The organism is Streptomyces narbonensis (assembly GCF_014649015.1).
Lineage (GTDB): Bacteria > Actinomycetota > Actinomycetes > Streptomycetales > Streptomycetaceae > Streptomyces > Streptomyces narbonensis.
Genome location: NZ_BMSF01000021.1, coordinates 76498 through 91214 on the forward strand (window position 1 = coordinate 76498; position 14717 = coordinate 91214).

Sequence of the window (14717 nt, forward strand, 5' to 3'; positions counted from 1 at the left end):
ATTCTCGCTTATTCTACGAGGTCGGGCCCCTCACCCTGAGTGCATGAGCCCCGCAGCCCCGCCCTCCGCGCCCCCCTCCCCCCTCGCCCGCACCTCACGTCGGCTCGACTGGCGCGTCCGCTTCGGCGTCCTGGCCCTCATCTGGGGCTTCAGCTTCCTCTTCATCAAGGTCGGCACGGAGGGCTTCGCCCCCTTCCAGGTGACGTTCGGGCGGCTGCTGTTCGGTACGGGGGTGCTCGCCGTCGCGATGGCGGTGAAGCGCGACCGGCTGCCGCGCGGCGCCCGCGTCTGGGGCCATCTGACGGTCGCGGCCTTCCTGCTCAACGCGCTGCCGTTCTCGCTCTTCGCGTACGCGGAGCTGACGATCCCGTCGACCCTGGCGGGCATCTGCAACGCGACGACACCGCTGTGGGGCATGCTGCTCTCGCTCGTCGCACTCTCCGAGGACCGCCCGACCCGGGTCCGCGCCGCCGGCCTGGGCATCGGCTTCATGGGCGTGCTGACCGTCCTCGGCGCCTGGCAGGGCTTCTCGGGGCTCGACGTGACGGGCACGGCAATGGCCCTCCTGGCCTCCTTCAGCTATGCGGTGGGGTGGATCTACGTCCGCAGGACGCTGAGCGACACGGGCGTCTCGCACCTCTCGCTCGCCGGCTCGCAGGTGGGCCTCGCGACGCTCCAACTGGCCGTGGTCACACCCCTGTTCACCTCGATGCCGGAGTCGGTGGAGGTCGTGCCGCTGCTCGCGGTGATCGCGCTCGGCGCGCTCGGCACGGGGTACGCGATGCTGCTGCAGTACGGCGTCGTGGCGGAGGTCGGCCCGACGACGGCCTCCATGGTCACGTACTTCATCCCCGTCATCGCCACGGCCGCGGGCGTGGCCGTCCTGGACGAGCAGCTCACGTGGAACACCCCGGTCGGCGCCGTGATCGTCCTCGCGGGAGCCGCCCTCACCCAGACCAGGACGTCCCGCCGCACGCCCACGACGACACCGAAGACCCCGACCCTGGCATCGCCCGCACCCTCGGGCCCGCCTCCGGCCCCGACGCCGGCCCCGACGCCGGACCCGGCCCCCTCGACCGACTCCCGCACCACACGCCAACCGGCGACGCACTCCTGAACAAGGCCCGCCCCGAACCAGGCGACCAGGCATCCCCCTTGCCTGCCTACCCATAGCTCCGCGCGGGCGCAGGCCCCGCCGCCCGGGCGATGGCCTCGGCGATGGCCTCGACGTCACCGACGGCGAGGCCCGAGACGGTGACCCGCACGGCGGGCCCCGCGCTCATCCGGAAGCGCGCGCCCGGGGCGACGGCCCAGCCGTCGGCCACGAGGCGCGACACCGCGCCCGTCTCGTCCGCGACCGGCACCCAGACGTTCATGCCGCTGAGCCCATGGGCCTCGACGCCCCGCCGGGCGAGTGACCTCACCAGCCCGTCGCGCCGCTTCCCGTAGGAGCGGGCGACGGCGACGGGGTCGACCGCCCCGGCGGCCCACAGGTGGGCGACGGTCCGCTGGAGCAGCCGACTGACCCAGCCGGGGCCGAGCCGCTGCCGCCCGAGGACCCGGTCGACGGTCTCCGCGTCCCCCGTGAAGGCCGCGATCCGCAGGTCCGGCCCGTACGCCTTCGCGACCGAGCGCACGAGCACCCAGCGTTCGGCGACCCCGGCGAGGGGATGGAGGGGCTGGGCGACGATTCCGTGCCCGTGGTCGTCCTCCACGAGCAGGACGTCGGGGTGCGCGGCGAGGACCCGCCGCAGCTCCGCCGCCCGCTGCTCGGTCAGGCACGCGCCGGTCGGGTTCTGCGCGCGGTCGGTCACGATGACCGCCCGCGCCCCGTCGCGGCGGATCGCCCGCTCGACCTCCCCCGGCAGCGGCCCCTCGTCGTCGACGGCGACGGGCACGGGCCGCAGCCCGAGCGCCGGCACGAGGTCGAGCAGGCTGCCCCAGCCCGGGTCCTCGACGGCGACGGCGTCCCCGGGCCTGAGGTGCACGGCGAGCACGCGCTCGATGGCGTCGAGGGAGCCCGAGGCGACGCCGATCGGCCCGGCGGGCACGCCGTCGGCGTCGAAGGCGGCCCGCGCGAGCCGGCCGAACTCCTCGTCGACGGGGGCCTCTCCGTACATCCCGGGCTTCTCGGCATACCACCGCGCGACCTCGGCGAAGGCCTCGCCGAGCGGCGGGAGCAGCGCGGGGTCGGGGCTTCCGTTGCTCACGTCCCGGACCCCGGCGGGGGCGTCCACCCGGAGGGAGCCGCGCGCGGTCGTGGCGGGCCGCGGCCGCACCCGACTGCCGCGCCGCCCGTCCGTCTCGATGACCCCGCGCTCGCGCAGGGTGCGATAGGCGGCGGCGACCGTGTTCGCGTTCACGCCGAGCGTCAGCGCCAATTCCCGCATGGGTGGCAGCAGTTGGCCGGGCTCCAGGGCGCCCGTACCGACGCCGCGCTCGATGCTGGCGGCAATGTCCGATGCGCGACGACCTTCGATCCGATACTCTCCTAGCACAAACCACATTATGCACTAGTGCAATGGAGTACGCAATGACCGCCCCGGCCACCACCGACACCTACGCGCCGACCGAGCGGACCGTCCCCACCCGCTCCCGGGAGAGGGCCTCGTACGACAAGGCGCTCGTCCACTCGATACTCGACGAGGCATACGTCTGCCACCTCGGTTTCGTCCGTGACGGCGCGCCGGTCGTCCTCCCGACGCTGTACGGCCGCGTCGGCGAGCGCCTGTACGTCCACGGCTCCACCGGCTCGCGCCCGCTGCGCGCCACGGGCGACGGCGTGAAGGCCCCCGGCCTGCCCGTCTGCCTGACCGTGACCCACGTCGACGGCCTCGTGCTCGCGCGCTCCGCGTTCCACCACTCCCTCAACTACCGCTCCGTCGTCGTCCACGGCACCGCCCACCAGGTGACCGACCCGGAGGAGCTGCGCACCGCGCTCGACGCGCTCGTCGACCACGTCGTCCCGGGCCGCTCCACCGACTCGCGCCCGGCGAACGCCAAGGAGCTCGCCGCCACCGCCGTGATCCGGATCGACCTGGACGAGGTCTCGGCGAAGGTCCGCACCGGCGGCCCCAACGACGACGCGGAGGACCTCGGTCTGCCGTACTGGTCCGGCGTGGTCCCGGTCCGCACGGTCAACGGCACCCCGGTCCCGGCCGACGGCCTCGACCCGGCCGTCACCCTCCCCGACTACCTCTCCGCGCTCTGAGAGACACGGCACGACAGGAGCACCCCCGATGCTGATCCACCCCTGGGACGCGGCCCACGACGAGGGCGAGTGGCGCGACTGGCTCTCCCGCCACGACTTCGGCCAGCTCGCCGTCAACGGCCTGCCCGGCGACCCGCCGTGGGTGCAGCCGATGCACTTCCGGTACGAGGACGGGCCCGGCCCGCACGGCCGCGTCCTCGCCCACCTGGCCCGCCCCAACCCCGTCTGGCACGCCCTGGAGGCACAGCCGACGGTGCTCCTGAGTGTGGTCGACGACTACGTCTTCGCCCCGGGGACGTGGACGGCCCCCGAGGGCGCGCCGCCCTCGCACGGGACACCGACCTCGTACTACGCGGCCGTCCAGCTGCGGTGCACGGCGCGCGTGGTCGACGCCCCGGCGGAGAAGGCAGAGCTCCTCAACCGCCAGGTCGCCCACTTCCAGCCGGACGGCGCCACCGCCCTCGCGGTCCCCGGTGAGGCGCCGTTCGGCCGCCTCCTCTCCGGCATCCGCGTCCTGGACCTCGAAGTGACCGCGGTCCGGGCCAAGTTCAAGTACGCGGGCAACAAGCCCCGGGACGTGCAGGACCGGATCGCGGACCGCCTGGCGGAGCGCGCGGGCCCCGGCGACCTCGCCGCTCGGGCGCACCAGGTGCGGCGCCGCACCGCGAACTGACGGCTGCCGGGGCCGCACGGGCGCCCGGCAGCCGACGGCCCTACACGGCCACCGCTTCGCCCTCCGCCTGCGCCGGCCGCTCCACCCGCCGGCGTACCACCGCCGTCCTCGCCTCGGCGAGGGCGAGGCCCGTGACGGCGGCGAGCAGCAGCAGGGTCCCGAGGACGATCGCCGCGGTGAGCCGCTCACCGAGCAGCGAGACGGCGATCAGGGCGGCGCTCACCGGCTCCAGGAGCATGATCACGGAGACGGTGGCGGCCCGGACGACGGCCGCCCCGGCGAAGTAGAGCGCGTAGGCGAGGGCGGTCGGCACGGCCGCCACGTACAGCAGCAGGAGCACGACCCGCACCGGCGATCCGGTGTGCGGTACGAGTCCCTCCGCGACCGCGAACGGCAGGAGACCGACCGCTCCGATCGCGAAGGCCCAGGTGGTGGTCCCGAGGGCGTCCGTGGCGCCGCCGTCGCGCCCGAGCCACCGGGTGAGGAGGGTCATCGCCGCGTAGCCGGCCGCCGAGACGACCGCGAGGGCCACGCCGGCCGGCCGCACTTCGGCGGCCCCGCCCCCGAGGACGAGGACGGACAGTCCGGCGAGCGCCCCGGTGGCGGCGAGGAGCCCGCCGCGGCCGAGGCGTTCACCCATGGTCAGCCGGGCGCCGACGGCGATGAGGACCGGTCCGGCCCCCAGGGTGACGACGGTCGCGACGGCGAGGCCGGTGTGCTGGACGGCCGCGAAGTAGGTGCTCTGGAAGACGGTGAGCCCGATCCCCGTGCCGAGGATGCGGGCCGTCCGCCGGCCGCGCGGTTCCGCGGCGGTGCGCGCGACGGCGCGGCGGGGCCGCAGGGACAGCGCGCCGAGCAGCAGGACGAGCCCGCCGACACAGCGCCAGAAGGAGAGGGCCAGCGGGCCCAGGTCGCTGATCCGGTAGATCAGCGAGGCGGCGGCACCGGCCGTGCCCCAGGCGATCCCGGCGACGATCAGATAGAGCAGGCTCCGCCCGACGGGCAGGGCGGATTCCGAGGAGTTCGGCACGTGACTTCTCCGATGAGGAAGAGGGAAAGGTGGTCGCTCGGCCCCGCGCGCGGACAGCGACGAACCGCCCGGGGGCGCAGATCCGCCCACCGGGCCCGGTCCTCGTCAGGAGATGTCGCCGCGCGCTAGGAGGCGGACGGCGGCGGCGAAAGTACGGTCGCGTGCATGAGCGGCACGTTAGGAGCCGGCCCGCCCTGCCGACAACTCCTTTTCGTCCCGCCCGTCGGCTGCCTTCGCGCCGTCGCCCCCGGAGGCCGCGACGGGATCGGACGGCGGTGCCTTCGGCGTCGAGGACTGCGCGATGAAGGCGCCGACCAGGACCAGCGCTCCGCCGAGGATCTGCGGCGCGTCCAGGTGCTCGCCGAGCAGCACCCAGGCGAGGACGGTCGCGACGACGGCCTCCAGGCAGGCCACGACGCCCGCGACCTGCGGGGAGAGCCGACGGACCGAGATGACGCCGGTGACGTACGCGAGGACCGTGGCGATCAGCACGATCCAGCCGAGCAGCAGCCACGCGGGCACGCTGTTGCCGTCCATGTCGGCGCTGCCGCCCAGGATCGCCCAGTCCATGCCCCAGGGCCGGGCCACCACCGTGAGGACGAGCGCGCCGATGAGCAGCCCGTACGCGATGACGCCGAGCGGATCGGCCTGCTCGGCCTCGTCGGAGCCCTGGTCGGAGAGGACGAAGTAGCCGACCTGGCAGCAGGCGGCGGCGAGGGCGAGGAGCAGACCGACGAGGTCGAAGCTCAGCCCGGACCAGACCTGGACGACGCAGGAGAGGCCGCCGACGGCCAGGACGACACCGAGGGCGGCGGCGCGGGTGACGGGCCGGCGCTGGACGAAGCGGACCCAGCCGAGGACGAGCGCCGGGGCGAGGTATTCGATGAGCAGCGCGACGCCGACGGGGATGCGGGAGATCGAGGCGAAGTAGAAGGCCTGGACTCCGGCGACGGCGAGCAGGCCGAAGCCCACGAGGAGGGCGGGTTTGCGCCGCAGGAGGTCCCGGTGGCGCCAGGCCACGGGCAGCATGACGAGGGCGGCGCCGGCCACCCGGAGCCACACCACGTGGAGCGGGTCGAGTCCCGCCTCGATGAGCGGCTTGGCCGCCACTCCTGAACCACCGAATGCGAAGGCCGAGGCCAGGGCAAGTCCCAGGCCGGCGCTTCTCCCCTGAGACGCGTGCATCGGGCCATCATGACAGGGCGCGGTCAGGTGCGTAACCCCCGTTACACCTGTTGAGACGGCTCCCCACCGAAGGCGCCGTCTCGACCACGGATCCGGGGTTCGGCGGGGCCGCCCATCTCCCCGCCCGCGCCTGCCTCGATCCCCCCACCAGTGCACATATCGCCGCTCACACGTCCCGTCGGCGCGTCGATGCGCGCGAGCAGGGCGCCGGGATCGACACCGGCCCGCCGCAGCACCTCGACGGCCCGGTTCTCGGGGTCGGCGACGACGCCGGCGAGCAGGTCGAGCCCGCGGGCGCGTTCGTCGCCGCGCCCGGCGGCCCGCCGGAAGGCGCACTCCAGGGCGGCGGCGGCAGCCGGCGACCAGCCGAAGGCCCGACCGTCGTCACCCCGGGACGCACCCCGGGCCACACCCCCGGCATCACCGCGGGACTCGACCTCACGCGCGGCGGGCAGGAGACGCCGGGCGGCCGACTCCTCGACCGAGCGCTGCCAGCGCAGGCCGTAGCCGATGGATCGCTGGGCGAGATAGCCGAGGACGCGGGCGAGCTGGTGGCCGCTCTCGAAGACGGCGCCGACGTCCGGGTCCGACTCGACGAGCGCGTGCAGGAGGTGCGCGGTGTCGATCTGACGGTCCCCGTCCCGGAGGGCCCTGCGGCGCGCACCCGTCACGGCCGTCGCGAGCGAGGGCGTCAGGAAGGAGGCGAGTTCGGCGCGCGGGGCGGCGGGCTGCCGAGGCGGCTGCGGGAGGGGAACGGGACGGTGCACCCTTCCACCTCATCAGGCCGGGGCGACCGGAACATCACCAGGGAGAAGCATGTCCGCATCCCACCGGAGTTGGGCACACGCGCACGGTTCCTCCTCCTTACGAAGGAGATTGCCCGCGTTCGCCTCCGGGGGCGCGCGCCGCCTTGCATTGCGCCCCCTGTGCAACCGCAGGCCCGTTGCCGATCGTCCTCCGGTCGTGTTCTGGATGGTGGCCCTGCTCGCGCGCGACGGACGGCAGTACGTGTACCGGGTGTACGCACCCCGGGAGGCGCTGCCGGCCGATCTGTTCTGGGCCGCGTTCCACTGCCACGAGGAGGACGGGGGGCCGCGCGCCTCCGACTGCTTCGACTCGGCCGAGATCTGGTGGATCGGCGACGGCGCGGGGCCGACCGCCGCAGAACTGACGGTTCATCAGTATTGAATGTTCGCGCCCACCCGGCTACGTTCCGCGACACCGGAAGCAGTTGGCACGCCTGAAGGGGTGGTCGCAATGGCCGAAGTCAGCGCGGAGGCACGGATCGAGGCGCCGGCCGGGAAGGTCTGGGCGCGCCTGACGGACTTCCCCTCGTACGGCGAGTGGAACGCCACGCACACCAGCTTCCCGAGCGGCGGCCCGGAGACCCTGGAGACGGGCGCCACCTTCACGGAGAACATGAAGCTGATGGGCTTCCCCGCCGAGGTGCTCTGGACGGTCGAGGAGCTGGAGACGGACCGTGCGCTCGCCATCCGGGGCAAGGGGCCGATGGGGGTGATCGTCTCGACGCGCTACTCGCTCGCGGCGGACGGGGAGGCGACGACGGTCCGGATCGAGGGGGAGTTCACGGGCGCGGCGGTCTCCCTGATGGCGGGAAAGCTCAAGGACTCGGCGACGGCGGCACTGACGGAGTCGCTCCGCAAGCTCGCGGGCCTGGTCGCCTGACGAAGACACGAGCCGGGCCGCCCGGCCGAAGGCCTTCGCCCAGCCGCCCGACCGAGACACGAAGGGCCCCGCGGCACACGCCGCGGGGCCCTTCGTCGCCCACTCCCGCCGCTCCCCTCAGTCCTCGTCGGCGAGGATGAGGTACAGCTTCTTGCGGGCTTCGTTGATCACGCCCACGGCCTTCTGCCGCTGCTCGGGGCTGCCGGTCTTCCAGACCTGCCCGAAGGCCTCCATCAGACCGAAGCCGGCCTGCCGGATCTCGTTCACGGCATCCCAGTCGACACCGCGCCCGGCCTCCTCCCACGGGGCCTCCGGGCCCTCCTCGGCCTCGGCGCGCCCGGAGTCGGTGAGCGTGAACAGCTTCTTGCCACCCTCGCTCGCGCTGGTGATCAGCCCCTCGTCCTCCAGCATCTGGAGGGTGGGGTAGACGGAGCCGGGGCTGGGCTTCCAGGCCCCGTCACTGCGCTCGCCGATCTCGCGGATCATCTCGTAGCCGTGCATGGGGCGGTCCTTCAGCAACGCCAGGATCGACGCGCGCACGTCACCGCGCCGCGCCCTCCCCCGACCGCCACCGCGACCACGCCCGCCCCCGAAGGGGCCACCGCCGCCGAAGCCGGGCCCGAACGGCCCGAACGCGGACCGCCGCCCCTCGAAGTCCCCACGAGGTCCGGGGCCGCAGGCCCCACGCCCGGCTCCGTGTCCGTTTCCGTACTCGTGTCCATGTGAACGCATCGCAACGCTCCTTCCATCGGGTTTCCATCGTCGAACTGTCGCGATGCCTCAACGATATATCGGAACTGTTCACCGAGCAAGAGTCGATACCCGGCTCTCTTCGCAGGAGGGCCCGATGACGGCCGGGCCGGCCGCCCCGCGCCTGGCATGATCACGATCATGACGACGGCCCCGCTGAGCCCCAGCGCTCCCCTCTACGCACAGCTGACCTCCCCCGACGCGGCGAGCGACGTCCTCGTCGCGGCCCTCGCCGAGTGCTGGACCGAAGTGAGCGACGCGGGCGGCGCAGCCGGCTTCCCCTTCCCGCCGGTCGATCCCGCCGAGGTCGCCGCCGAGGTCGACCGCCTCGTCACCGGTCTCGCCCCCGCGACCAGTCGCCTCGTCGTCGCGACCCTGGACGGAGCCCTCGCGGGCTGGCTGAACCTGCGCCGCGACCCGGATCCCCTGGTCGCACACTGGGGCACGCTGCACCACGTCCAGACCCGCCTCGGGGTACGTGGACGGGGCATCGGAGCGGGCCTGGTGCGGCAGAGCCGGGTGATCGCCCGCGACGAGATGGCCCTGGAGCAGCTGAGGCTCGCGGCACGCGGCGGTGTCGGCCTGGAGGAGTTCTACGGCCGCCTCGGCTGGCGTGAGGCCGGCCGCTGGCCCGGTGCCCTCCGGCTGGCCCCCGGCGACGACCGCGACGAGGTCCTCATGGTCCTGTCACCCCTGTGACGCCGTCCGCCGCCGGCCGGCGTCGCGCGCGGACCGCTCGTACGGCCCGCACCACCCGCGTGATCCCCCACCCCAGCAGCCACGGCAGCACGGTGATGCCCAGGACGTACACGAGGACGTATCCCACGAGGTCATCGGTGCGCTTCGGCTGATCCAGCGGCAGCACCATGGCGATCGCGGAGACCGTCACCGGAAGCAGCGGCACCAGTACGGACCACAACCGCGCCCGCAGGCCGGGCCGGAAGGCGCACCACACCCCCATCCCGCCCATGACGAACGGTCCGAACGGCACCCACAGCACCACCGGAACGAAGAACAGCACCCACCACTCGTCCGAGTACCCGAACATCATCGAAGCCCCCCCGTACGCCGACGTCCCTGCTCCCCGCTCCCCGCTCCCCTCCGCCGGTCCGCACTTCCGGGGTCCACGGTTCCCTTCGGGGGACGCAGGACGGCCCGGTCCAGTTCTCCGCGATTGGCCTTGGTCCGCCTGTTCGCGCACCTTGTACGGTCGGCGGCATGCGGATCCGAATCGTCGACGCCTTCACCGACCAGCCCTTCTCCGGAAACCCGGCCGGAGTCCTGCTCCTCGACTCCTTCCCCGAGGACGCCTGGCTCCAGAAGGTCGCGGCCGAGGTCAACCTCTCCGAGACGGCCTTCGCCCACCCCCTGCCGGCCGGCGGCGAGGCGGACTGGGCGCTGCGCTGGTTCACGCCGACCACCGAGGTCGACATGTGCGGCCACGCGACCCTGGCCACGGCCCACGTCCTGCACACGACGGGCACGGCGAGCGGCACCGTCCGCTTCGCCACCCGGTCCGGCGTCCTGAGCGCCACCGCCGCGGCGGACGGCACGATCACCATGGACTTCCCGACCTCCACCCTCGCGCCCCTCCCCGTTCCCGACGGCCTGGAGAAGGCACTCGGCACCGAGGTCGTCGCCGTCCACGACACGGCCGCCCACGTCGGCGACCTCGTCGTCGAAGTCCGTGACGAGGCCACCGTGCGCGCCCTCGCGCCGGACTTCGCCGCCCTCAAGGGCCTCTCCTCGCGCGGAGTCATCGCCACCGCCGCCGCGGAGGACCCCGACCGCGGCTATGACTTCGTGTCCCGCGGCTTCTTCCCCGCCGTCGGCATCGACGAGGACCCGGTGACCGGCAGCGCCCACACCGCGCTCGCCCCCTACTGGTCGGCCCGCTTCGGCCGCGACGAGCTCACCGGCTTCCAGGGCGGCGCCCGCACGGGCCTCGTCCGCACCCGCCTGCGCGGCGACCGCACCCTGCTGACCGGCCACGCCGTGACGGTCATCGAGGGCGACCTCCAGGCCTGACGACAGCGAAGCGAGGAACGAAGGAATGAGCGGCGTACGGCACAAGCCGCACGCCCCTCACCAGTCACCGCCCCGCATCCCCGATGCCCCGGGCCGCGTCACCCCGTGGGCAGCCAGCCCACCTTCCCCGCGAGCAGCCCGTATCCGACGAAGGCCACGATGTCGAGCAGCGCGTGTGCCACGACCAGCGGCCCGACCCGCCCCCAGCGCCGGTAGAGCAGGACGAAGACGACGCCCATCACGACGTTGCCGATGAAGCCGCCGATCCCCTGGTAGAGGTGGTACGAGCCGCGCAGCACCGAACTCGCGACGAGCGCCGCCATCGGCGTCCACCCCAACTGCCCGAGTCTGCGCAGCAGGTAGCCGACGACGACGACCTCCTCCAGGACGGAGTTCTGCACCGCCGAGAGGATCAGCACCGGGTACTTCCACCACACCTCCGGCAGCGACTCCGGCACCACCGTCAGGTTGAAGCCGGTGGCCCGCGCCGCCAGGTAGAAGGCGAGGCCCGCGCTCCCGATCCCGGCCGCGACCAGCGCCCCGCGCCCCAGGTCGGGCCAGGGCCGGGTCCGGTCGAAGCCGATGGCCCGCAGCCCGGCCCCCTCCCGCAGCAGCAGGTGGGCGACGAGGACGACCGGCACGAGCGCCGAGGCGATGCCGAAGAGCTGCCAGGACAGGTCGAGCCACGGCCGCCCGGGAGCGTACGAACCGTTGAGCGTCGCCGCCTGCTCCTTCAGCGACCCGGGCCGGGTCAGCGAGCCGATGAAGCTGATGAGGGACGACAGCGCGCTCGCGCCGAGCGAGAGCGCGAGCACGATGAGGGTCTCGGAGCGCAGCAGCTTCCGGGGCAGGCCTCCGGGGGGCAGGGAAGCGTCCCTCACGTCTTGCTCCGACACCACACCTGTCTCCGCTTCCCCGTCGTGGGCCCATGCCGTTGTTCCGGCGGTCTCGCCGGCCGGGGTCGCCCCGGCCGGCCTCGACTACCTTGACATGATCACCCATGCGCGGGGGCTCCGCCCCGGACCACCACCAGACGTCAGCCGATCCCCACGGGCCAGGTGTGCACGGGCTCCCCCTCGTGCATGAGCGTCCGGTACCGGCGGGTGGTCGCGGCGAGCGCCGCCTCCCGGTCGAGGCCCGAGTCCAGCGCCTGGTGGAAGGTGTCGGCCTGCCAGGAGGCGCCGTTCACCTTCCGCAGACAGCGCTGCTCGATCACCCCGAGGTAGAAGTCCCGGTCCGCCGGCTCGATGTGCCAGGCGTCGAGCCCGGCGGCGGCGAGCGGCAGCAGTTCGTCGAGGACGAGCCGTACCGCCGGCAGGGTCGCGACGCCCCCGGCGCGCCCCGCCCGGGGCCAGCGCAGCTCCGCGTCGATGCCGTGGCGGCAGGCCGTGTCGAAGTTGGCCTCCGCGTCCTCGAAGGCCATCCGCTTCCAGACGGGCCGCGGTTCGTCGGCGAGCGAGCGGACGAGCCCGTAGTAGAAGGCCGCGTTCGCGATCACGTCGGTCACGGTCGGCCCGGCGGGCAGGACCCGGTTCTCGACCCGCAGGTGCGGGACGCCGTCGACCCAGCCGTAGACGGGCCTGTTCCAGCGGTAGACCGTGCCGTTGTGGAGGACGAGCTCCTGGAGCTTCGGGACGCCTCCCTCGTCGAGGACGAGCAGCGGGTCCTCCTCGTCGCAGATGGGCAGGAGGGCGGGGAAGTAGCGGAGGTTCTCCTCGAAGAGGTCGTAGACCGAGTCCACCCACCGCTCCCCGAACCAGGTGCGCGGCCGGACGCCCTGGGACTGCAGCTCGGGCGGCCGCGTGTCGGTGGCCTGCGTGAAGAGGGGCGGCCGGGACTCGCGCCACACCTCACGGCCGAAGACGAAGGGCGCGTTGGCGCCGAGGGCTATCTGGACGCCCGACACCGCCTGCGCGGCGTTCCAGACGGCGGCGAACCGGGCCGGTGTGACCTGGAGGTGGAGCTGGACGGAGGTGCAGGCGGCCTCCGGCACGATCGACTCCGAGGTGCACTGAAGGCTCTCGACCCCGTGGATGTCGAGGATGAAGTCCTCGCCCCTGGCGGCCAGGATCTGGTTGTTGAGGAGCGTGTAGCGGTCGGCGGCCGACAGGTTCTCGAAGACCAGGTCGCTCTGCGCGAGCGTGGGCAGTATGCCGATCATGACGACACCGGCGTCGAGTTCCGCGGCCTTGCGGTCGGCATATCCGATCCCGGTCCCGATCTCCTCGGCGAGCCGGTCGAATACCCTGCCGCCGAGCCGGTGGGGAGCGATGTTCACTTCCAGGTTGAACAATCCGAGTTCCGTCTGGAAATCGGAGCTCGCGATCCTTTCCAGGACCGGTGCGTTGAGCATCCGCGGCAGCCCGTCGGCGCCGGCGAGATTGAGTTCGATCTCCAGTCCCATGAGATTGCGGGGCCGGTCGAACCTCTTCTCCGCCAGCAGCCTCGCGAGCCCCGCGAGACACTGCTGGAGCTTGCGCCGGTACTGCTGCCGGTCGGCCGGGCCGAACCCGTCCGCGTCGACCTTCTCCCCCATCGAGCCGTCCCTCCCATGGTGGGCGGCCGCGGCGACGGCCGCGCGTCACGGACCATGATGCCCACCTCTCTGATCGACAACGCCTGCGGATCCGGGCCGTCGGCGGATAGGCTGGAAGGAGCTCTCCGAGGGCACTTACCGAAGGCATGACACGGTCGACATATACCAATGTCCTATTGTCCCTTGACAGGGGATCAGAATTCAGCCGTCCGACTCGGCGAGGACGACGCAGGTGAGCACCGCGCGGCCGTCATGATTCCGCTTGAACAGCCCATGAAATAAGGCCTGATGAGGCCTTGCCAGGAATATCGGCGCCGTCTAGCGGAAACACTCTGTGAACACGTGTCGTATAAACTCCGCGGACGAGGCAGAGTGTTGGTGCCCGGTCATGGACCCATGACCCCATGGCCCCTCTCTGGCCGCGCCGCCGACAGCGCCGTCGTACCTGCCCACGCATCACCGTGTCTCCTGAGTGAGAGGCGACCCACCATGCTCCGACCCTCCCCGGCCCCTGCGCCGGCCCTCCGCAGCGTCCTCACGGCCCTCGGCTCACCGACCGCCGTCCGCGAGGCCCGAACGCCCGCCCTGCGGGCCGCGCAGGGACCGCTGAGCCCCGAACTCCCGCTGCCCGTACACGTCCTCGGCGCCCCAGGAGCACCCGGACAGTGGCCCCGCACCCGGCTCGCCGGCTGGCGGTTCCTGATCCGGAACGGGGAGCGGGCGATCGCCGCCGCGGACACCATGCTCACCCCGGACGGCTGGACCTTCTCGCACTTCTTCGAGGGGCCGTACGTCACAGCGACGGAACGGGCCCTGCTCCAGGCCGAGGCGCTGCCCACCCCGTACCAGCCCCGGCTGCTCTCCGTACCCGAGCTCTACATGCTGACGCTCTGGCTGCACACCGAACCGGAGGCGGACGGCACGACCGACGCCCCGGCCGCGGCCGACCTCCTGGTACCCCTGGCCCCCGCACCGCCGGGGATCGCGGCCCACCGGCCCTACCAGGTCGCCGACCTCCTGCCCGTGCTCAGTACGCGTCTCGCGCCGCCGCCCCTCCTGGGCTCGGCGGCGCCCGCCTGATCCACCCTGCCCGGCCCGCCCCGTGACCCGACCGGGTCACGGGGCGAACTGCTGTCCGAGGACCATGCCCGAACGGTGTTCCCGAACAGCTCTCCCGGACGGACTAGCCCGCCTGGGCCACTCCGAACCACCCGAAGAGACCGTGCACTTGACCTGAACCGCCCCTGCGGGTGATGCGTCTTTCCCGGAGAGGACGAGCTGCCGCGAAATACCTGCGGAAGGCCGTCCGTGGAGCAAGACTGGGACCGGAACCGAACCGACCGACGGGGGCGGCGATGAGCGCGAAGAGCCGCAGGACATCCACCACGACGCAGCGAAAGAACCCACCCATGTGCCAGCACCAGCCTGCCTGTCCCACCGCCGACTCCAACGACCGGGAGGCGGCCCGACTGATGGCACACCACCCGGAACAGGGCTGGAGCCTGCTGTGCAATGGTGTCCTGCTCTTCGAGGACACCGGTGAACTGCTGCCGGACGGGCAGATCATCGCCCCTCACAGGGCACTGACGGCGGGACAGGTGACGACCGCCGCCTGAGC

At 72.9% G+C, this 14717-nt stretch carries 17 protein-coding genes; 9 read left to right on the top strand and 8 right to left on the bottom strand.

What is annotated here, in order from left to right:
* Positions 1 to 43 precede the first annotated feature (43 nt).
* On the top strand, positions 44 to 1117 hold the full coding sequence (locus tag IE124_RS30100) for a DMT family transporter (RefSeq protein ID WP_229833013.1): 1074 nt from the start codon (positions 44 to 46) through the stop codon (positions 1115 to 1117).
* A 46-nt stretch (positions 1118 to 1163) separates the two neighbouring features.
* Here IE124_RS30100 and IE124_RS30105 read toward each other — a convergent pair whose 3' ends face one another.
* Entirely contained in the window at positions 1164 to 2498 is a 1335-nt protein-coding gene (locus IE124_RS30105; protein WP_189512413.1) for an aminotransferase class I/II-fold pyridoxal phosphate-dependent enzyme, read from the bottom strand.
* Between the two features lie 23 nt (positions 2499 to 2521).
* Here IE124_RS30105 and IE124_RS30110 point away from each other — a divergent pair, with 23 nt between their 5' ends.
* The gene (locus IE124_RS30110; protein WP_189512415.1) at positions 2522 to 3211 is read left to right on the top strand and encodes a pyridoxamine 5'-phosphate oxidase family protein; all 690 of its coding nucleotides are present in this window, start codon (positions 2522 to 2524) and stop codon (positions 3209 to 3211) included.
* 28 nt (positions 3212 to 3239) lie between these two features.
* Entirely contained in the window at positions 3240 to 3884 is a 645-nt protein-coding gene (locus IE124_RS30115; protein ID WP_189512417.1) for an FMN-binding negative transcriptional regulator, read from the top strand.
* A 40-nt stretch (positions 3885 to 3924) separates the two neighbouring features.
* Here IE124_RS30115 and IE124_RS30120 read toward each other — a convergent pair whose 3' ends face one another.
* The 3 genes from IE124_RS30120 to IE124_RS30130 all read right to left on the bottom strand — a co-directional run bounded on the left by IE124_RS30120 (position 3925) and on the right by IE124_RS30130 (position 6866).
* Complete coding sequence (locus tag IE124_RS30120; RefSeq protein ID WP_189512419.1) at positions 3925 to 4914, bottom strand: DMT family transporter; 990 nt, start codon at positions 4912 to 4914, stop codon at positions 3925 to 3927.
* A 177-nt stretch (positions 4915 to 5091) separates the two neighbouring features.
* Positions 5092 to 6099, bottom strand: a complete 1008-nt coding sequence (locus IE124_RS30125) for an EamA family transporter (protein ID WP_189512421.1) — start codon at positions 6097 to 6099, stop codon at positions 5092 to 5094.
* A gap of 41 nt (positions 6100 to 6140) precedes the next feature.
* On the bottom strand, positions 6141 to 6866 hold the full coding sequence (locus IE124_RS30130; protein WP_189512423.1) for a Clp protease N-terminal domain-containing protein: 726 nt from the start codon (positions 6864 to 6866) through the stop codon (positions 6141 to 6143).
* Positions 6867 to 7062: 196 nt separating this feature from the next.
* Here IE124_RS30130 and IE124_RS30135 point away from each other — a divergent pair, with 196 nt between their 5' ends.
* Together IE124_RS30135 and IE124_RS30140 are read left to right on the top strand one after the other, a co-directional pair.
* A complete protein-coding gene (locus IE124_RS30135) occupies positions 7063 to 7287 on the top strand; it encodes a hypothetical protein (protein WP_189512425.1) in 225 nt (74 codons plus the stop codon).
* A 69-nt stretch (positions 7288 to 7356) separates the two neighbouring features.
* Positions 7357 to 7785: a type II toxin-antitoxin system Rv0910 family toxin gene (locus IE124_RS30140; protein WP_189512427.1), complete on the top strand. Its 429-nt coding sequence runs from the start codon at positions 7357 to 7359 to the stop codon at positions 7783 to 7785.
* Positions 7786 to 7902: 117 nt separating this feature from the next.
* On the opposite strand, the gene IE124_RS30145 is transcribed toward IE124_RS30140, so the two are convergent.
* The gene (locus IE124_RS30145) at positions 7903 to 8517 is read right to left on the bottom strand and encodes a PadR family transcriptional regulator (protein WP_189512429.1); all 615 of its coding nucleotides are present in this window, start codon (positions 8515 to 8517) and stop codon (positions 7903 to 7905) included.
* Between the two features lie 159 nt (positions 8518 to 8676).
* On the opposite strand from IE124_RS30145, the gene IE124_RS30150 reads away from it, so the two are divergent.
* Entirely contained in the window at positions 8677 to 9234 is a 558-nt protein-coding gene (locus tag IE124_RS30150; RefSeq protein WP_189512431.1) for a GNAT family N-acetyltransferase, read from the top strand.
* Here the strand turns inward: IE124_RS30150 and IE124_RS30155 are convergent.
* Positions 9212 to 9586: a hypothetical protein gene (locus IE124_RS30155; RefSeq protein WP_189512433.1), complete on the bottom strand. Its 375-nt coding sequence runs from the start codon at positions 9584 to 9586 to the stop codon at positions 9212 to 9214. The two genes, IE124_RS30150 and IE124_RS30155, sit on opposite strands and share 23 nt — an antisense overlap.
* Before the next feature lie 167 nt (positions 9587 to 9753).
* Between IE124_RS30155 and IE124_RS30160 the strand changes: the two genes are divergently transcribed.
* On the top strand, positions 9754 to 10563 hold the full coding sequence (locus tag IE124_RS30160; protein ID WP_189512435.1) for a PhzF family phenazine biosynthesis protein: 810 nt from the start codon (positions 9754 to 9756) through the stop codon (positions 10561 to 10563).
* Positions 10564 to 10661: 98 nt separating this feature from the next.
* Here IE124_RS30160 and IE124_RS30165 read toward each other — a convergent pair whose 3' ends face one another.
* Positions 10662 to 11444, bottom strand: a complete 783-nt coding sequence (locus IE124_RS30165; protein WP_189512437.1) for a CPBP family intramembrane glutamic endopeptidase — start codon at positions 11442 to 11444, stop codon at positions 10662 to 10664.
* 155 nt (positions 11445 to 11599) lie between these two features.
* Positions 11600 to 13099: a glutamate-cysteine ligase family protein gene (locus IE124_RS30170; protein ID WP_189512439.1), complete on the bottom strand. Its 1500-nt coding sequence runs from the start codon at positions 13097 to 13099 to the stop codon at positions 11600 to 11602.
* Between the two features lie 489 nt (positions 13100 to 13588).
* On the opposite strand from IE124_RS30170, the gene IE124_RS30175 reads away from it, so the two are divergent.
* Both IE124_RS30175 and IE124_RS30180 read left to right on the top strand, forming a co-directional pair.
* Positions 13589 to 14179, top strand: a complete 591-nt coding sequence (locus IE124_RS30175; protein ID WP_189512441.1) for a hypothetical protein — start codon at positions 13589 to 13591, stop codon at positions 14177 to 14179.
* A 329-nt stretch (positions 14180 to 14508) separates the two neighbouring features.
* Positions 14509 to 14715, top strand: coding sequence for a DUF5999 family protein (locus IE124_RS30180; RefSeq protein ID WP_150272292.1), 207 nt, complete (start codon positions 14509 to 14511; stop codon positions 14713 to 14715).
* Positions 14716 to 14717: the final 2 nt, after the last annotated feature.